At 62.1% G+C, this 17,172-nt stretch carries 13 protein-coding genes; 1 reads left to right on the top strand and 12 read right to left on the bottom strand.

Annotated features, from left to right (window positions below; all coding sequences use genetic code 11):
* Positions 1–10: 10 nt before the first annotated feature.
* The 10 genes from ACSBQV_RS03100 to ACSBQV_RS03055 form a co-directional block, all read right to left on the bottom strand.
* Positions 11–595: a LysE family transporter gene (locus ACSBQV_RS03100; RefSeq protein ID WP_099782964.1), complete on the bottom strand. Its 585-nt coding sequence runs from the start codon at positions 593–595 to the stop codon at positions 11–13.
* A gap of 237 nt (positions 596–832) precedes the next feature.
* Positions 833–2,137, bottom strand: coding sequence for a c-type cytochrome (locus tag ACSBQV_RS03095; protein ID WP_099782962.1), 1,305 nt, complete (start codon positions 2,135–2,137; stop codon positions 833–835).
* 11 nt (positions 2,138–2,148) lie between these two features.
* Positions 2,149–2,607, bottom strand: a complete 459-nt coding sequence (locus ACSBQV_RS03090; protein WP_033650458.1) for a (2Fe-2S)-binding protein — start codon at positions 2,605–2,607, stop codon at positions 2,149–2,151.
* A complete protein-coding gene (locus ACSBQV_RS03085) occupies positions 2,607–4,829 on the bottom strand; it encodes a molybdopterin cofactor-binding domain-containing protein (protein WP_434991409.1) in 2,223 nt (740 codons plus the stop codon). Before ACSBQV_RS03085 ends, ACSBQV_RS03090 begins: the two co-directional genes overlap by 1 nt.
* Before the next feature lie 201 nt (positions 4,830–5,030).
* Positions 5,031–5,855 (bottom strand): M55 family metallopeptidase, encoded by an 825-nt coding sequence (locus ACSBQV_RS03080; protein ID WP_047575890.1) that lies wholly within the window; start codon positions 5,853–5,855, stop codon positions 5,031–5,033.
* Positions 5,856–5,870: 15 nt separating this feature from the next.
* Positions 5,871–6,926, bottom strand: a complete 1,056-nt coding sequence (locus ACSBQV_RS03075; protein ID WP_099794529.1) for a P1 family peptidase — start codon at positions 6,924–6,926, stop codon at positions 5,871–5,873.
* Positions 6,927–7,098: 172 nt separating this feature from the next.
* On the bottom strand, positions 7,099–9,198 hold the full coding sequence (locus ACSBQV_RS03070) for a peptidase domain-containing ABC transporter (RefSeq protein ID WP_099784675.1): 2,100 nt from the start codon (positions 9,196–9,198) through the stop codon (positions 7,099–7,101).
* Complete coding sequence (locus ACSBQV_RS03065) at positions 9,191–10,465, bottom strand: HlyD family secretion protein (RefSeq protein ID WP_099784677.1); 1,275 nt, start codon at positions 10,463–10,465, stop codon at positions 9,191–9,193. The genes ACSBQV_RS03070 and ACSBQV_RS03065 overlap by 8 nt, the downstream gene beginning before the upstream one ends.
* 261 nt (positions 10,466–10,726) lie before the next feature.
* Positions 10,727–11,005, bottom strand: coding sequence for a hypothetical protein (locus ACSBQV_RS03060; protein WP_099784682.1), 279 nt, complete (start codon positions 11,003–11,005; stop codon positions 10,727–10,729).
* A 310-nt stretch (positions 11,006–11,315) separates the two neighbouring features.
* Complete coding sequence (locus tag ACSBQV_RS03055; protein WP_099784679.1) at positions 11,316–12,059, bottom strand: sulfite exporter TauE/SafE family protein; 744 nt, start codon at positions 12,057–12,059, stop codon at positions 11,316–11,318.
* 107 nt (positions 12,060–12,166) lie between these two features.
* Here ACSBQV_RS03055 and ACSBQV_RS03050 point away from each other — a divergent pair, with 107 nt between their 5' ends.
* Positions 12,167–13,048 (top strand): LysR substrate-binding domain-containing protein, encoded by an 882-nt coding sequence (locus tag ACSBQV_RS03050; RefSeq protein WP_099784681.1) that lies wholly within the window; start codon positions 12,167–12,169, stop codon positions 13,046–13,048.
* A 6-nt stretch (positions 13,049–13,054) separates the two neighbouring features.
* Here the strand turns inward: ACSBQV_RS03050 and ACSBQV_RS03045 are convergent, their stop codons facing one another.
* Together ACSBQV_RS03045 and ACSBQV_RS03040 are read right to left on the bottom strand one after the other, a co-directional pair.
* Positions 13,055–16,624: a molybdopterin cofactor-binding domain-containing protein gene (locus ACSBQV_RS03045; RefSeq protein WP_434991408.1), complete on the bottom strand. Its 3,570-nt coding sequence runs from the start codon at positions 16,622–16,624 to the stop codon at positions 13,055–13,057.
* Positions 16,617–17,159, bottom strand: a complete 543-nt coding sequence (locus tag ACSBQV_RS03040) for a (2Fe-2S)-binding protein (RefSeq protein WP_046686997.1) — start codon at positions 17,157–17,159, stop codon at positions 16,617–16,619. The genes ACSBQV_RS03045 and ACSBQV_RS03040 overlap by 8 nt, the downstream gene beginning before the upstream one ends.
* Positions 17,160–17,172 lie beyond the last annotated feature (13 nt).

Below are 17,172 nucleotides of genomic sequence, written 5' to 3'. Positions count from 1 at the left end.
CCCGAACAGCTTAAATAATCATTTTGCAGGCGAAATAGATCAGCACGGCGGCCATGGTTATATTCACCGCTTTGAAGTGCCTCAGATAAGCTTTTTTGAGAAACGCCCCTGCGACCGCCCAGGTCAGCGTGCCCAAACACGCTATCAATGCTGTGACCAGGCATGCCCCTAAAATGAACAACAGGCCGCTACCGACCGGAATGATAAAAGCGGAAATGGCCGTTATGGTGAACAGTATGATTTTTACATTGATAACCTGAAGAACAAAACCGCTAAGAAAACCATAACCGTTTTCGCGTTGTTCCTCGTCAAAACGGCTGCTGGTGGCAATTTTATACGCAAGCCAGACCAGATAAATAAATCCCAGTCCTCTTAAAAAAACGACAGCCGCCGGAAAGGTGAGCAAGATCCAGGAGGTCAATGCCCCCGTGACCAACATGGTCACGCCCATTCCGGCGCCTATTCCCAATAAAAAGGGGGCACTGCGCCTAAGACCGAGCGCCATGACCGATGCCAACGCAACGATATTGTTGGGGCCGGGCGTGAAGGCAGTTGCAAAAGTGTATGAAACCAAATCAATCATATTCCCTGTCATACCCGCCTCTTTGCATTCGGTTATTTTCTTTATGCACGTGCATAAATGCGCACAACGTTCATGCTGAGAAAAACAGAAAGCGAGAGGGAGAGATAGAATGAAATTGCGCCTTCACGTATGACGTCGATCGTTCTATGCAGAAGGAAGAAGCTGATTTGCCTTGCTTTATAAAAAAAGCGGCGATATCCGCGATATCGCCGCCTTTAACCTGCTCGCCGCCGTGGCGGCCGCGATGCGCTACTGCTTGCGCTGCTCCGCCACCTGCTTGGCGGTGACGTTGCCCTGCTTATCGCCGAAGTGGCCGACCACGAAGTTGGCGACCGCCGCCACTTCCTCGTCGGAATACGCGCTGCCGAACGCCGGCATCATCTCATGCCGCTCGCCGACGCTGATGCTTGTCCCCTTCAGGATGGCCTGCACCACGCTGCGCCCCTGCGGATCGTTCACCGCCGTGCTGCCGACCAGCGACGCGTACTCGCTCTGGCGGCCCGGCCCGTTCCACTGGTGGCAGCCGCTGCAGTCGTTGGCGAACACCCGGCGCCCGAGCGAGCTGTCTTGCCCGCCCGGCAGGATCGGCGTGGAAGCCCCCGCACCCTTCGGCTGCAGGTTCACCGCCGCGGCGCCGTCGCCGGCGATCGGCTCGATATCGCGCAGGTATTTCACCAGCGCCAGATTATCTTCCGGCGTCAGGAACTGCAGGCTGTTTTCCACCGCTTCCGCCATCGGGCCGGCGGCGCTGCTGCGCCCCGGCGCATGACCGGTGGCCAGATATTGCGACAGCTGCTGGTCGCTCCAGCCGCCGATGCCGGTTTGTTTGTCCGGCGTGATGTTGGCGGCGAACCAGCCCTGCACCACTTCACCGCTCAGGTGCTTGCTCTGGTTAAGACCGAACCCCAGATTGCGCGGCGTATGGCACTCGCCGCAGTGGCCGAGCGCCGTCGCCAGATAGGCGCCGCGATTCCACTGTTCATCCTTGTTGAGATCCGGCGCGAAGCGCTGCTCCTGGAAGAACGCCAGGTTCCAGAATTTCATGCCCCAACGCTGGTTGAACGGGAACGACAGATCGTTTTGCGGATTGGCCTGTTTCACCGGCGGCAGGCTGAACAGATAATCCTTGATCGCCAGCACGTCGTCGCGGCTCAGCCCGGTGTACGAGGTGTACGGCATCGCCGGGTACAGGTTGCCCTGCGGGCCGATGCCCTCACGCACCGCGCGCACGAACTGATCGTCGCTCCAGTTGCCGATGCCGGTCTCCTTGTCGGCGGTGATGTTGGTGCCGTAAATGGTGCCGAACGGCAGCTTAAAGGCGAAGCCGCCCGCATAAGGCGCGCCGCCCGGCGCGGTATGGCACGCCACACAGTCGGCGGCGCGCGCCAGGTACTCGCCGCGCGCCAGTTTATCGGTCATGCCGGCCGGCGCCCCGGCGATCGGCGCCGCAGGCTCCGCGCCGGCAGGCCGCAGCAGCGTGTACAGCACGTATCCTCCCGCCAACACCACCACGGCGATAATCAGCCATAACAGCCCTTTCAAGGCGTTGCTCATCGCATCTCTCCCTAACCCAACGCCTTGGCGGCCTGGTGGATGGCGGCGCGAATGCGCACATAGGTGGCACAGCGGCAGACGTTGCCGCCCATCGCCGCGTCAATGTCCGCATCGCTCGGGTTTTTGCTCTGGGCCAGCAGCGCGCTGGCGCTCATGATCTGGCCGGACTGGCAGTAACCGCACTGCACCACGTCCAGGTTGAGCCAGGCTTCCTGCACCGCCTTGCCTTCCGGCGTGGCGCCGACGGCTTCGATGGTGGTGATTTTCTTGCCGGCGGCGGCGGAGACCGGCGTCATGCACGAACGCACCGGCACGCCGTCCAGATGCACGGTGCAAGCGCCGCACATGGCGATGCCGCAGCCGAACTTGGTGCCGGTCAGGCCGGCTTCGTCACGCAAAAACCACAGCAGCGGCATGTGCGGATCGCCCTCAAAGGTCAGCGGCTGCTCGTTTACGGTTAAATGAATCATCAGGTTCTCTCCTTGTCAGACGCCGGATTCGCAGTGGGATTATGCAGCGGCAGGCTCAGCGAGGCGCGAGGCCGCCCGAGCAGCGCCAGCGCGTTGCCGACCGCCGGGGCGATGGTCGGCACCCCCAGTTCGCCCACGCCGGTCGGTTTCTCGGTCGAGGGTACGATGATCACCTCAACCTCCGGCATCTCATTGATGCGCAGCGGGCGGAAATTATTGAAGTTGGACTGTTCGACCACGCCGTCTTTCAGCGTGATATTGCCGTACAGCGCCAGGTTCAGGCCGTAGCCGATGCCGCCTTCGATCTGCGCACGGATCACGTCGGGGTTCACCGCCACGCCGCAGTCCACCGCGCACCACACCTTGTGCACTTTCGGGATGCCGCCTTCGCCGATCGATACCTCGGCCACCTGCGCCACATAGGTATCGAACGCCTTGGCGACGCCCACGCCGCGCGCGCGTCCGTCCACCACCTTGGCGCCCTGCCAATCAGCGGCTTTGGCCACCGCCCGCAGCACGCCCGCCGCGCGCGGCGCGTCGCCCATCAGCGCCAGCCGCCCTTCCACCGGATCCTGCCCGGTTTCCTGCAGCAGTTGATCGATAAAGCTCTCTACCGCGTGGCCAGTGTGGGTGCTGGCGACCGACCGCAGCGAGGTGGTCGGCACCTTGCCGGGCACGATATGCGCATCGCAGCGGAAGGCTTCGAAGGTATAAGGCACCTCGCTGGCGCCCTCGACCATCATCTGATCGAGGCCGTTGACCACCAGCGCATCCATCGCGCTGTGGCGCGTCCAGGAGTGTCCGACTACGGTATCGGTCCAGCCCACCACCTTGCCGCCGCGAATGGCGCCGCGCAGGCGATGCAGGATCATCGGGCGATACCACCCGTTGCGGATGTCGTCCTCGCGCGTCCATACCACCTTCACGCCGTGGCCGGGGCCGATGCCCTTGGCGGCCGCCGCCATGTCGGCCGCCAGATCCGGCCCCAGCGTCGGGTTGCCCAGATCGATACGCCGGCCGAAGCTGCCGCCTGCCAGAATGGTTTCAATCTGCACCTTCTCCGGCTGCAGCTCGAACAGATCGCACAGCTGCTTGTGGTCGAGCGTCTGGATTTGGCAGCCGTAGCGCGCCTTGACGCTTTCGCCGTCCCAGAACAGATAGCCGTCCAGCGGCTCCATCGGCGCGTGAGCGACGTAGGGGAAGGTGTATTCGGCCTCGATCACCTTATCGGCCTTGTCGAACACCTCGTCCGGCTTACCGAGACTCTTCGCCACTACGCCGGTTTTCTGCGCCACCTGGCGGAATTCGGCGTAGATTTCCTCGGTGTTGCGTCGCTCCGCCTGCGCATCGTCCCAGGTGACCCTAAGCCGATCCCGCCCCTGGATCGCCGCCCAGGTATTTTTGGCGTAAACCGCCACGCCGGTGGCAACCTGTTTCACCGCCACCACGCCCGGCACCGCCAACGCACGTTCGGCGTCGAACGTCGCCACCTTGCCGCCGAAGCGCGGCGGTTTCTTGATGGTGACGGTCAGCATGTCCGGCTCGTGGATATCCTGCGAGAACTGCGCGCTGCCGTTGGTTTTCGCCAGTGAATCGACGCGGTGCAAACCGCGCGTTTTGCCGATCAGCGTGAAATTGGTCGGATCCTTCAGCGCCAGGCTGGCGGGATCGGGCGGCGGCAGCGTGGCGGCCAACTCGGCGAACTCGCCGAAACCCGCTTCGCGCCCGCTGGCGGCATGGCGGATCTTGCCCGCCTGCACGGTGATTTCCTGCGCGGAGGTTTTCCAGCTCTGCGCGGCGGCCTGCACCAGCAGCGCGCGCGCCATGGCACCCATGCGCCGCATTTGCTCATAGGCATTGGCCACCGAGCTGGAACCGCCGGTGCCCTGGAAGCCGAAGGCCAGGTTTTTGTAGATATTGGTATCCACCGGCGCGGCCACGACCCGCACCTGCGCCCAGTCGGCGTCGAGCTCTTCGGCGACCAGCGTCGCCATGCCGGTATAGACCCCCTGGCCCACTTCGGTGTGTTTACTGATGACGGTGACGATGCCGTCGGCGCCGATCTGGACGAAGGCGTTGGCGTCAAACGCCGTCGCGCCGGCGGCGGCCGGGGCGTTCGAGCGCGCCAGCGCACCGGTGGACGGCAGATAGGCGCCGATCACCAACGCCCCGGCGCCGACGATAAACCGCCGCCGCGAAAGCGGAACTTGGGATATGCTCATTGCTCATGACTCCAAAAAAACCGAAGGCGTCACTGCCTTCGGCGAAACAGCGCTAATTATGGGAATGGCTTGCCGCGCCGGTCAGGTGACATAGCACAACAGAGCAATAATTAGCGTAGCCTATTATCCAGTAGGCTTAATGTTGAAGAGGGATTTTCTATTGGAGAATCGTGCGGTGCGGACGGAAACCCGCACCGGGGGTCAGCTCTGCGTCGTCGCCAGATAGGAGAAGACGCTGAGCAGGCGGATTTGCGCCGCCATGTTGTCGCTGTCGAAGGCCACGGTGAGCGCATCCTGGCGCTCCACGCCGGGCACCAGGCTGAACAGATCCGCCAGCACCGGTTTGGCCGCCATCAGCGTCAGCCGGTAAGGCGGCATAAAACGGCGCTCCACCGGCAGTCTGGCGCCCTGGCGCACCTGTTGCATCGCGCGCTCGCGGATCTCGGCGCGCGCCCGCTGTGGGCTGAGTGATTCGGCGGCGGTTTGCGAGAGGGCGCGCTTCACGCAAACATAGCCGGATTGCGGATAACGTTCAGCGATCCAGCGTTGCAGCTCGTCGTCACCGCTCACCAGCCACAGCGGCACGTTCAACTCGGCCGCCGCCGCCGCATACAGATCGCTTTCGCCTACCGCCTCGCCGTTCAGGCTGACACGGTAAAAGGCCCGGCCGTTGATGGTATGCGCCAGCACGCCGCGCTCGCCGGCGGCGCTGTGATAACCGATAAACATCAGGCCGTCGTAACGTTGATGCTGCAGCCCTTCCACCATCGACAGCCCGCGCGGTTTGCCCTGCACCAGGCGCGCCCGCGCATCGATGCGTTCGGCGCGCAGGTTCTGCATCATCGCGTGGCTGTCGGCCACCGTCACCTCGGTGGCGCCGCCGGCAAAAGCGCCGTCGATGGCGGCGTTGACCTCCTGCTCCATCAGCTCGCGCGCCGCCGCATAGTCGGCGTGGGCCGGGTTGCACTGCTCCGGCCGCATCACGCCGGCGATCCCCTCGATATCCGCAGAGATAAAGACTTTCACATCAGGCTCCTGTATTTAATTTGCCGCCAGCCGATCGAGCAGCGGGCCCAGCGCCACGCGCGCATGCTGCTCGAAGCCGCTGACGCCTTCGGCGCTGAGCAACGCATCCAGCACCGCGTATTCGGTGGCGTCCGCCGCCGCCGCGAACAGCGGCTCCAGCCGTTCGTCCGGCAGCGTCGCCCCCAGTAACCGAGTGGAGAACGCCAGCGCGATGTCGCCGGAGCCGTGCCCCCAATGGCTGCCCACCCGCCCCAGGCCCGCGCCCGCGCGGCGGGCGATGCGGTTCAGCTGGCGGCTGTCCAGCGCCCGATCGCAGGCGATGATGATGATGACCGAACCGGCGTCCACCTGCGGCGGCGGATCCGCCAACAGCTTGCCCAACGCCTGGCCAACGCGCACGCCGCTCAGCGTCAGCGAGTCGAGGGTGCCGAAATTGGCCAGCACCAGCACGCCGAGCGTGGTGCCGAGCCCCGGGCAATAGCGCGAAGCGGTGCCGATGCCCCCTTTCAAGCCGAAACTGCTCATGCCGCGCCCGGCGCCGACGCTGCCGCGCGCAAAGCGGGTGGAATGGTTATCCAGCGCGTTGAAGACGTGCTCCTCACGCACCGCCATCGCCTGAATATCGTTGAGGTAGCCGTCGTTGCACTCCAGCACCAGCGGGTTGATGGTGGCGCTGCCGCGGCCGATCTGCGGGTAGCGCCGGCAGCTGCGCCGCACCATGGCGTTGAACAGCGTGCCGACCGCGAAGGTGTTGCTCAGCAGGATAGGCGTTTGCAGCACCCCCAGTTCGTTCAGCTGCACCAGCCCCAGCGGCTTGGCGAAGCCGTTGAGCACCGCGCTGCCGCACGGCAGCGGCTGGTTGAACAGATCGCCCGGCGGCACGATGGCGGTGACGCCGGTCTGACATTCGCCGTCGGCCAGCGTGTGATGCCCGACGCTGACGCCCGGCACGTCGCACAGGGTGTCGGTCGGGCCGGCCGGATAACGCGCGCCCGGCAGGCGGCGGTGGCGCCGCCAATAGCTCAGCAGATTATCGAGGCTTTGTTGTTCAAATGCCTGGCTGTCTGTCATGGTTCCCTCATCCGCCGTTAGCCCATCAGAAAACCAGAATATCGCGCAATGCGCCGCGCCGTAAATTGAAAGCGGAAGCGAGCAGTAAAAATAGCCTTGCCCCATCGCCACTTATTGGGTTTTTAGGGAGAAAAGCAATGTAAATGGCTTGTGGCGCGGGTGATATCCCCCCTTATCCAAGATGTATAACCCGATCTGCCGACGCAATGGTCGTTTCACGGTGGGCAATGATCAGCTTAGTGATATTGAGTCTCTTAATTGCCTGATTCACGGCAGCTTCGCTCTCCTTATCCAGCGCACTGGTGGCCTCATCCAGGAACAAAATAGCCGGTTTCTTGTAGATTGCCCGGGCTATGAATAGCCGTTGTTTTTGCCCGCCGGACAACCCTTCCCCCAACTCGCCGATCGGGGTTTCATACCCCATCGGCATGCGCATGATCACCTCATGCAGATAGCTGGCACGGGCACAGGCTTCCATCCAGGCATCATCCATCTTGTCCGCGAACCCGCAAATATTTTCGCGGATTGAGCCGGAGAACAGTTTGTCGTCCTGCATCACGCAGGCAATCATTTTGTGGTAGTTGTTGATGCCGAGCTGCCGGATATCGACGCCGTTCACCTCAACCCGCCCTGCAGCCGGGGTAAACAGTCCGCACAACACCTTCATCAGCGTGGTTTTTCCGGCGCCGGACGGGCCCACGATGGCCACGCTTTCGCCCGGCGCAACGCTGATGTCCAGGCCATCAAAGATAGCCGGTGACTGGCTGTCGTAACGATAGCTCAGGGCATGGGTCGTCAATCCCAAAGGTTGCAGGCCCGCCGTGTAAGGGTGATCGGGTTTACGCTCCTCCCGCGGATGCAGGGCAATATCGGCAATGCGCTCGTTATGCAGGCTCATCATGCGCAGCTGAAGCAAAAATTCCGTCAGCGACCCGATGCGGTCGGAGAACTGCCCCCGAAAGGCGCCGAACGCCACGAACATGCCGAGGGTCATCTGGTTATCGATCACCAGGCTGGTTCCCAACCACAGAATGACGATCTGGTCACACGCCGCTATAAAGGTGTTGATCCCGCCAAACAGCATGTCCATTCGGGTGACGCGGATCCCCGTGTTGATGGTGTCGATTTCAAGGTTTAGCCAGTGAGCGATGCGGCGTTCTGCCATGCCCTGCATCTTGACGGTAGCGATACCGTACAGCGTTTCCATAAAATACGAGCCGGCCCGAGCCTCTCTCACCAGCGCCTCCTCAGACAGCTGACGGTAATAGCCGTAGGTCAGCAGTCGCATCAACACATAAAGCGCGGTGAAAGTGAGCACTACCCAGGTCAGCCAGCCGCCATACAGCGCCATCATCACCAGCACACCGATCACCATGATGCCGTCCATGATGGCGCCGACGATGCTGGTGGTGAAAGTGCTGCGCAGCGTATCCAGTGAACCGAAGCGTGACTGAATGTCCCCCAGCTTACGACGTTCAAAGTAACCGAGCGGCAGGCGCAGCAGATGGGTGAACAACCCGGACTGCCACTGAACGTTGATAAGCGTCGCCATGACCAATCCTGACCATGCCCGCACCATGCCGATGGCAGCCCGCAACAAGATAAACAGCATCAATCCGGCGCAGATGAGCGACAGTAACCCGCGATCTCCGGCAGGAATAGCGTGATCCATCACCAGCTGCGTGCCGATGGGCATCACCAGGTTGATGGTTTCGAATACCAGAGACAGGCAAAAGATTTTGCCGAGCGCCCCCTTGAGGCCATGCACGCTGCCGATCAGCGTGCGAAGATGAATGCGATGGCGGACGCTGTCGGCGGTGAATTCGCTGCCAGGCCAGGCCTCAAGCGCTACGCCGGTGAAACTGTGCGACAGTTCCGTCAGGCTGACGGCCCGGCGCCCGCGCGCCGGATCATGCAGCACTGCGCGGTGGCCTTTGACGCTGACCAGCACCACAAAATGGTTGAATTCCCAGTGCAGAATGCAGGGCAGTTTTAGCGCGCCGAGTTCGTCCAGATCCAGAGACAGGGGACGGGTGCTCAACCCCAATTGCTCGGCGATACCGGTCAGTCCAACCAGCGTTGCACCGCGGGTTGACAGGTTGAACTGCCGGCGTAGCGCGATCAGGTCGATATTTTTGCCGTAATAACCGCAGATCATCGCCAGACAGGCCAGCCCGCATTCTGACGACTCGGTCTGGTGCACCATCGAAACCCGGTGGCGCAACCGCAGATCCAGTTGGCTGACCCGTTGTTTGAATGTGGCCCTACTCATTGACTGGCCCCGTCGCGCTGTGTTTCATGTCGTAGAACGGCGACAGCATCCATTGATAAATCTTCCTTTTTTCCAGAAACAGGGTGCTTTGCGCTTTCATGCCGTTTTCCAGGCTCAGACGTTTACCGTCATAGGCAACGGTCTGTTTCTCCGGCATGACGATCACTTTGTAGTACGGCACGGCGGCGGTCAGCGCCGCTTTGGGCGCTCCCTGATAGGTCAGCATTTCCTGCGGCGAGGCCGGGGCTTTGGAGATGACGGCCACCGTACCGGCAAACTGGCCAAATTTCTCCGCCGGAAAAGCGTCATAGCGCACATTGACCTTATCGCCGGCGACGATGTAGGGGATAGCGTCGTTGGGCACCCACAGTACCAGGGCATAGCGATCGATGTTTTGCGGGATAATCTGCAGCAGACTGTCGCCGACGTTGACCATTTGGCCAACCGTGACGCTCAGCGAATCGATACGGCCGCCGGCCAGCGCGCGAACGATAATATCGCCAGTGGCATCTATGTTTTGCCGCTCCTTTTGCAGCTCGTAGCGCTGCAGCTCCATCTGGTAAATCTGGTTGTCGAATTCGGCAGCCTGGATATGGATCTGGCTTTCCAGCGCGGTGATCTGCAGCGCATTCTGTTCGTTCTGGCCGGACAGGCCCAGCAGGTTGTTCTGCTGCTGGTAATACAGCGCCACCTGGTTGGTGAGCTGATCCTTATTTATCAGCCCCTTGGTCTGATAGTGCCGGTAGTTCTCCATGTTTTCCTTCATGATGCGAATCCCTTCCTGGGCGCGTTTGAGGATATCGGTGGAACGGGTGAATGCGGCGGTGTATTGCGCCTTCTGTTGTTCCAGCATGATAAGAGTGGCCTGCTTGCTGCTTTCCAGTCGGTTGATGATTTGCGCAATGCGTGCCAGCTGGCCATCGATATCCCGGCGCTGATTGTCGCTGATCACACCGCTACGGGTACTCTTGCTGACGTCGATCTGGTAAATGGGGGCACCAGCGGCAATCACCTGCCCTTCGGTGACGAATTGCTTGACCACTATCCCCTGGACGGCGGAATAAACGTTGGCGGCGCGCGGATAAGTGCTGATCTCACCGGTCACGTTGACCCGCCGGGTATAGGTACCGGCGATCGCGAAGGTGAGAAAGGCGATGAAGAAAAACAGGCAGAGCCCTGTCGTGCCCCAAACGGGAATACCGGGTAGCAGGAGCGCCCTGCCACGCCATTTCATTTTCTGATTATCGATCGCTTCCTGGCGAAACATGAGCAGCGTCCCTTAGTGATAGCTAACATTCAAATTCACAGGCTACTGTATTGACAATAAAATAAGCAGAAGGTCAGTTAATTTTGGTGAGAGGATATGAAACCATTACAATAAACACCTTTAAATATTCTGAGTGAACCTGGCGCCAATAAATTTTTACGAACGTATGTTTCACCCAATGGCAGTATCATATCCAGAGAAAAATCATAGAGATCCAGTTCGACAAGCCTTTTTATTCTTTAAACTCTACAGTATCTACTTCTAACTCATTTTCATCGTGGCAAAATAGACTATCGTCATAACAATGACACAAATAGAACAGAACAATAAATCACCTGAAAAATTTCTCAATGAATCCAAATAATCATTGCTGTTCTTATTTAATTTGTTAATGGCATCGCTTTCGTTATCAGCCTCTACTTCGATATGATGCTTTCTGAACCCCTTCTGCTTCATGTCTTTAATTATTTCTCGTGTAACCACTTCCTTTCTTAGCACTTTTGATTCATCACTCTTTATAAAAACAACATATCTATTCATCATATACCCCATCTCCGTTATCAGACGCTCTTTTTCCACTCCTATCTCGAACCTGCCATCCATCTGACAACGCATCGAATTGGCTGCTTAAAATTTCCTTCATCAATGTTCCCCTATGCATTCATTGGGGTTATCCCATTTTTAAAGGGTTATAGTTGAAAAAGTAAAATACACTAATAATACATAACTACTCTGTATTTCATAAAAAATCCAATAAAAAAGTCCATTTTAAACATTGAAAACAATCATATTGAAATAAAAACAAGAATAATATACCGAACCTGATTACACGTAGGTACTATCGATTCAATTAATTGAATCGCCAAATAATCTCAACGCCCAAGATTAATAACCCAATAAAGAAGAGGCGGCGGAACAGCTGCGGGCGACAATGACGACGCACCCTCTCCCCCAGCCACATGCCGCCCAACGCCGGCAACAGCGCCAACAGCGAACCGCCGAGCAGCGTGGCGGGCAGCGCCTGATGCCAAGCTAAACCGGCGGCCAGCGCCAGCGTCGAGACGCTGAACGACAGCCCCAGCGCCTGCACCAGATCGTCGCGCGCCAGGCCCAACGCATTCAGGTAAGGCACCGCCGGAATGACGAACACTCCGGTGGCGCCGGTCAGCGCACCGGTCACCAGGCCGCACAGCGGCCCCAACCAGGGTTCCGCCGCAGCGGAAACGCGCCAGTCGAAACGGGTAAAACCCAGCAGCGCATAACCGATCAGACACACGCCCAGCGCCAGCGGCGCCAGGCGGCCGTCGCCGGCAGTGAGCGCCCCCGCGCTCAACAACGTGCCCAGCGTGACGCACAGCATCATCGGCCAGAGCCGCCGCCACAGCGCCCCCAACCGCGGTCCGCACAGCAACTGCCACAGGTTGGTGATCAGCGAGGGCAACAGCAGCAGCGCGGCGGCCTGCCCCGGCGGCATCATCAGGCTGAGCAACCCCATCGACACCGTCGGCAACCCCAGACCGATCGCCCCTTTGACCGTGCCGGCCAGCGTAAAAATGCCCGTCAGGGCGACAATTTCGAGTAACGTCAGCGACATGCGTCTATCCTTATGGCGAATCAACGGCTCGATTGTGGCCGGCGGTATAGCGCGGCACAATGCAGCAATGGCAGAGCCTGCCTGCGGCAAAGACAGAGGGAAAACGCATGCATTTTGACTTTATCGATCTGCGGCTGTTGGCGGCGGTGCTCGAGACCGGCAGCATCACCGCCGGCGCCGAGCGCGTCGGGCTGTCGCTGGCCGCCGCCAGCGCCCGCATGCGCGGGCTGGAGCAACAAGCCGGCGTAGCGCTGCTGACGCGCAATCCGCGCGGCGTCCAGGCGACGCCCGCCGGTGAGCGCCTGTTGCATCACGCGCGGGTGCTATTGCAGCAGCGTGAGCGGTTGCGCGGCGACCTGGCCGAGTTCACGCCGGGCCAGCGCAGCCGGCTGCGCATCGTCGCCAATACCGTCGCCGCCGACGCTTTTCTGCCGGAGCTGCTGGCGGATTTTCTGGTGCTGCACCCGCATACCGATATCGTACTGGAGGAGCTGCCCAGCCCGGCCATCGCGCAGGCGGTCGCCGAACGAGCGGCGGATATCGGCATCGTCGCGGATCACGCCGATCTGCGCGGGCTGGCAAGCTACCCTTTTCGCCAGGATCGCCTGGTGCTGGCGCTGCCGCCGGGGCATGCGCTCAGCGGCCATCGACAGATCAGCTTTGCGGACGCCCTGCCTTTTGATTTCATCGGCCTGCCGGAAGAGAGCGCGCTGCAACAACATCTTGAGCAATTGGCGATACGCAGCAGCGGCCCGATGCGATTGCGGGCGCGCGCGGCTCATTTCGACGCCATCTGCCGCATGGTGCTGCGCGGCGCCGGGCTGGCGGTGGTGCCGGAAGAGAGCGCCCAACGCCATCCGCAAATTCGGCACAGCGCACTGCCGCTGACGGACGAGTGGGCGACCCGACGCCTGTCGATCGCGGTGCGTGACCTGGCGCAGCTGCCGCTGCCGGCGCAGCGGCTGGTGGCGTTCCTGCGCCAAGCCTGAGGCGGCTCAGTGCGTGCCCGGCTCTGCGCGCAGCCGCGCCACCTGAGCCTCCACGTCGCGCCAGGCCGGTTTGTCGCCGGCATAGCGTTGGCGCAGATAATTCACCAGCGCCGTCACCTGCCGATCGGAAAAGCTGTCCTTAAAGCCCGGCATAAAGCCCAATTCGGCGGTGGCCGGTTTGGGGATCCCTTGCAGGATCACCTTGATCAGGTTATCGGGGCGATCGCTGAAGATATTGGTGTTATTGGCCAGATCCGGGCTGACGCCGAACAGCTGCGGCCCGCCGGCGGCGGCGCTGTGACAGGCCTGGCAAGCGCCCTGAAACAACCGCTCGCCCGCCAGTTGACCCGCAGGCAACGCGCGGGCCGCCAACTGCGCCTGCGGTTCCACATTCAGCGTCGCCTTGGCGCTCAGCGACATCACATAGTTGGCCATCGCCCGCAGATCGCTCTGCGGCAACGTCGCCAGTTCGCTGACCACCGGCCCCATCGGCCCGGCCGCCACGCCGTGCTCGGCGGAATGCCCGCTGCGGAAGTACTGAAACAGCTGTTCCTCGGTCCAGGGTTTGTCCGCGTTGGCCAATTGATTCAGCGCCGGCGCTTCCCACCCGTCCACCATCCCCCCCGCCAGGAAAGCCGCGCCGCCCTTTTCCGCCCCCAGCAGATTGCGCGGCGAATGGCAGGCGGCGCAGTGGCCGAGCCCGTTGACCAGATAGGCGCCGCGATTCCACTGCGCGCTTTGTTGCGGATCGGGTTGAAATTCCCCCTGGCGCAGGAACAGCGCGTTCCAGCCCGCCATCAGCGGCCGCAGGTTAAACGGGAAGCGCATCTGATTGGCCGGGTTGCTCTGGCGCACCGCCGGTTGCGACATCAGATAAGCGTACAGCGCCTGCATGTCGCCGTCGGTCATTTTACTGAAGGCGGTGTAAGGAAATGCCGGATAGAGGTGGCGACCGTCGCGGGCGATGCCTTGGCGCATCGCCCGATCGAATGCGGTAAATGACCAGTTGCCGATGCCGGTTGCCACGTCCGGGGTAATGTTGGTGCTGTAGAGCGTGCCGAACGGCGTCACCATCGCCAGCCCGCCGGCGTTGGTCGCCCCTTCCGACGCGGTATGGCAAACCGCGCAGTCTCCGGCGGCGGCCAACTGACGGCCGCGCTCTAGCGTAGTGGCCGACCAGGTGCCGGCGCCGGGTGTCGCCACCGGCGCGATCTCCGCCCGCCACGGCAAGGCGCTGCCGGCGATGCCCAGCACGGCGCCGAACAGCCCCGCCGCGCCGCCGAACCACCATTTGCCGCGCTTCTTTTTCTTGGGCGGCGCGGCCTGCCGCTCGGCGTCCGGCCCGTTCAGCGCCTCACGCAGCTTGTCCGAGGTGATCGGCAGCTCGCGAAAACGAATGCCGGTGGCGTCGAACACCGCGTTGGCGATGGCCGCCGCGCTGGGCACCAACGCCGACTCCCCGGCGCCCAGCGGCGGATCGTAAGGGCGCGGCATCATCACCACGTCCACCTCCGGCACCTCCGGGAAGGTCAAGATCGGGTAAGCCCCCCACTCTTTGGCGGAGACCGTCGATTCCTCAAAGGTCACGCGCTCTTTCAACACCCGACTGGTCGATTGCAATACGTTGCCGTGAATTTGGTGGCGCACGCCGTCCGGGTTAACCATCATGCCCGCGTCGTGGCCGACCACGATGCGCGTCACCGCCACTTCGCCGCTGGCTTTGTCGATCGCCACGTCGGCCACCCAGGCGGCCCAGGCCGCGCCAAAGCCGGGAAACTTGCTGTGGATGTAACGGGCATAAGCAAAGCCGCGCCCGCGCAGCACGCCGTCTTCCGCCGGGGTCTGCATCGGTGCGGTGTGCGGCGTCCAGCCGGCGCGTTCTGCGGTGCTGCGCATCAGTTCACTGGCGCGTTCGTCATGGATATAGCGCAGCCGATACTCCAGCGGATCGACGCCGGCGGCGTGGGCCAGCTCATCGATATAAGATTCGTGGGCGAAGGTGTTCGGCAAGGCGGAAACGCCGCGCATCCAGGAGGCGCGCACGATCGGCGCCATGTCCTCGATGCTGACGCGCAGCGCCGGATACTCATAAGGTGGCACCGAGGTGCGGTCGCCCATTTCATAGGTCACCGGCAGCGGTTCGACCCGGCCGGTCAGCAGCAGCGCCAGCGTCGGCGCGCCATTGGAAGGATAATAGGTGCGAAAATCGTAGGCGACCGGGTGCCCGGCGGCGTCCAGCCCGCCGTCCACCTCCATCAGCTGCGCCGTGCCCTTCGGTTCCCACACATGTTCTTGTTCGCGGGTCAGCTGCACCCGCACCGGCCTGCCCACCGCGCGCGACAGCAGCGCCGCGTCGGCGCAGACGTCATCGGCGCAATTGCGGCCATAGCAACCGGCCGCCTCCATGCGAACGATCTCGATCTGCGCTTCCGGGTACTCCAGCAGCCAGGCCAGATCGGCGCGCAGCAAGTGCGGGTTCTGGCTGCCTGACCAGACCTGCAGGCGCTCCGGCCGGTAGTCCGCCAGCGCGCAGGAAGGGCCAATCGAGGCATGCAGCTGATACGGCCACAGGTAGCTGCGGGTGAAACGCCTGTCAGCCGCCGCCAGCGCCGCGTCCACGTCGCCGGTATCGTGCACCACCCGGGTCGAGTGCGGGTTGTCGCGCAGCGCCTGCGCCACGTCGGTCATCTGCTGCAAATTGCGGCGCCAGTCTTTCCAGCTGACCTGCAGCGCCTGCGCCGCCTTGACCGCCTGCTCTTCGCGCTCGGCGACAATGCCGATGAAATCGCCGATCACCACCAGTTTGACGATGCCGGGAATATGCGCGATCGAGGTTTCGTCCACCGCCAGCAGGCTGGTGCCGACAAATTCGCCGCTGTCGTACCCGGCATAGGGCGGCCGCACCACCCGGCCATGCAGCATGTTCGGCAGGCGCATATCGTGTACGTAGGTGGTTTCGCCGGTCGCCTTGGCCGGAATATCGACGCGCGCGGCGCTGGTACCCACCAGGCGATATTCCGCCTGCGGTTTCAGCGGCGCGTCGCCGGAAATCGGCAGTTCGACATGGTCGCCGGCCACCAGCTCGGCGTAGCTGAGCGCCTGCCCCTGCGGGCTGCGGATCACGCCCTCTTCCAGCGTCAGCTGTTCCACCGGCGCATCGAAGCGCTGCGCCGCTTGGCGCAACAGCCAACGGCGCGCCTCGGCGGCGGCGTTGCGCAGCGGCACGGCGGCGATCTGCAGCGTGGCGCTGGCGATGGTGGCGCCCTGATTCGGCGCGCGTTCGGTATCGCCCAACACCATTTGCACCTGATCCATGCGCAGGTACAGCTCTTCGGCGACGATCTGCCCGAGCGCGGTGCGCACGCCGGTGCCGAGATCGACATGGCCGTTAAAGGCATAGATTTCGCCGCTGCCGCACAGGGCGATAAACAGCCCCTGCTCTTTGGGCTTCAACACCGGCGTTTGCCCTTTGGGCACCAGCCCCGGCGGCGGTTGCACGCTGTCGACGATCAGCAGCACGCCGTCGCGCTGCAGCAAGTCGGCCTGGCTCGGCGATGGGACACGGGAATCAGTCATGGGCGTGGGCGTCCTCATCGCGGCAGAGAATGATGGCGCGCTGAACCGCACGCAGGATTTCGAGATGGGTGCCGCAGCGGCACAGGTTGCCGGACAGCGCCTGACGGATCTCCGCCTCGCTCGGGGCGGGATTGCGATCCAACAGGGCTTTGGTGGTCATGATCATGCCATTAAGGCAGTAGCCGCATTGCGCCGCCTGCTCTTCGATAAAGGCACGCTGCACCGGGTGCAGGCGCTGGCGATCGCCAAGGCCTTCCAGGGTCACGATCGCCCTGCCGGACACGCCGAACGCCGGGATCACGCAGGAGCGCGCCGCCACGCCGTCGATCAACACGGTACACGCACCGCATTCGCCCAGACCGCAGCCGTATTTCGGGCCGTTGAGCGCCAGATCGTTGCGCAGCACCAGCAAGAGCGGCGTATCCGCCATCACCTGCGCATGAAGCTGTTCGCCGTTCACCGACAGCATCAGCGGATGCTCCGTCAGCGTGGTTTTCGCGCCGTCCCTGGGCGATTGCACTTCAGATATCGCCATTGTTCGCGTCTCC

Origin of the sequence: Serratia sp. B501 (assembly GCF_051172315.1) — a bacterium.
In the GTDB taxonomy this organism is placed as follows: Bacteria; Pseudomonadota; Gammaproteobacteria; order Enterobacterales; family Enterobacteriaceae; genus Serratia; species Serratia ureilytica.
The sequence above is the reverse complement of the archived record's forward strand: the minus strand, read 5'-3'. Positions and strand labels throughout refer to the sequence as shown.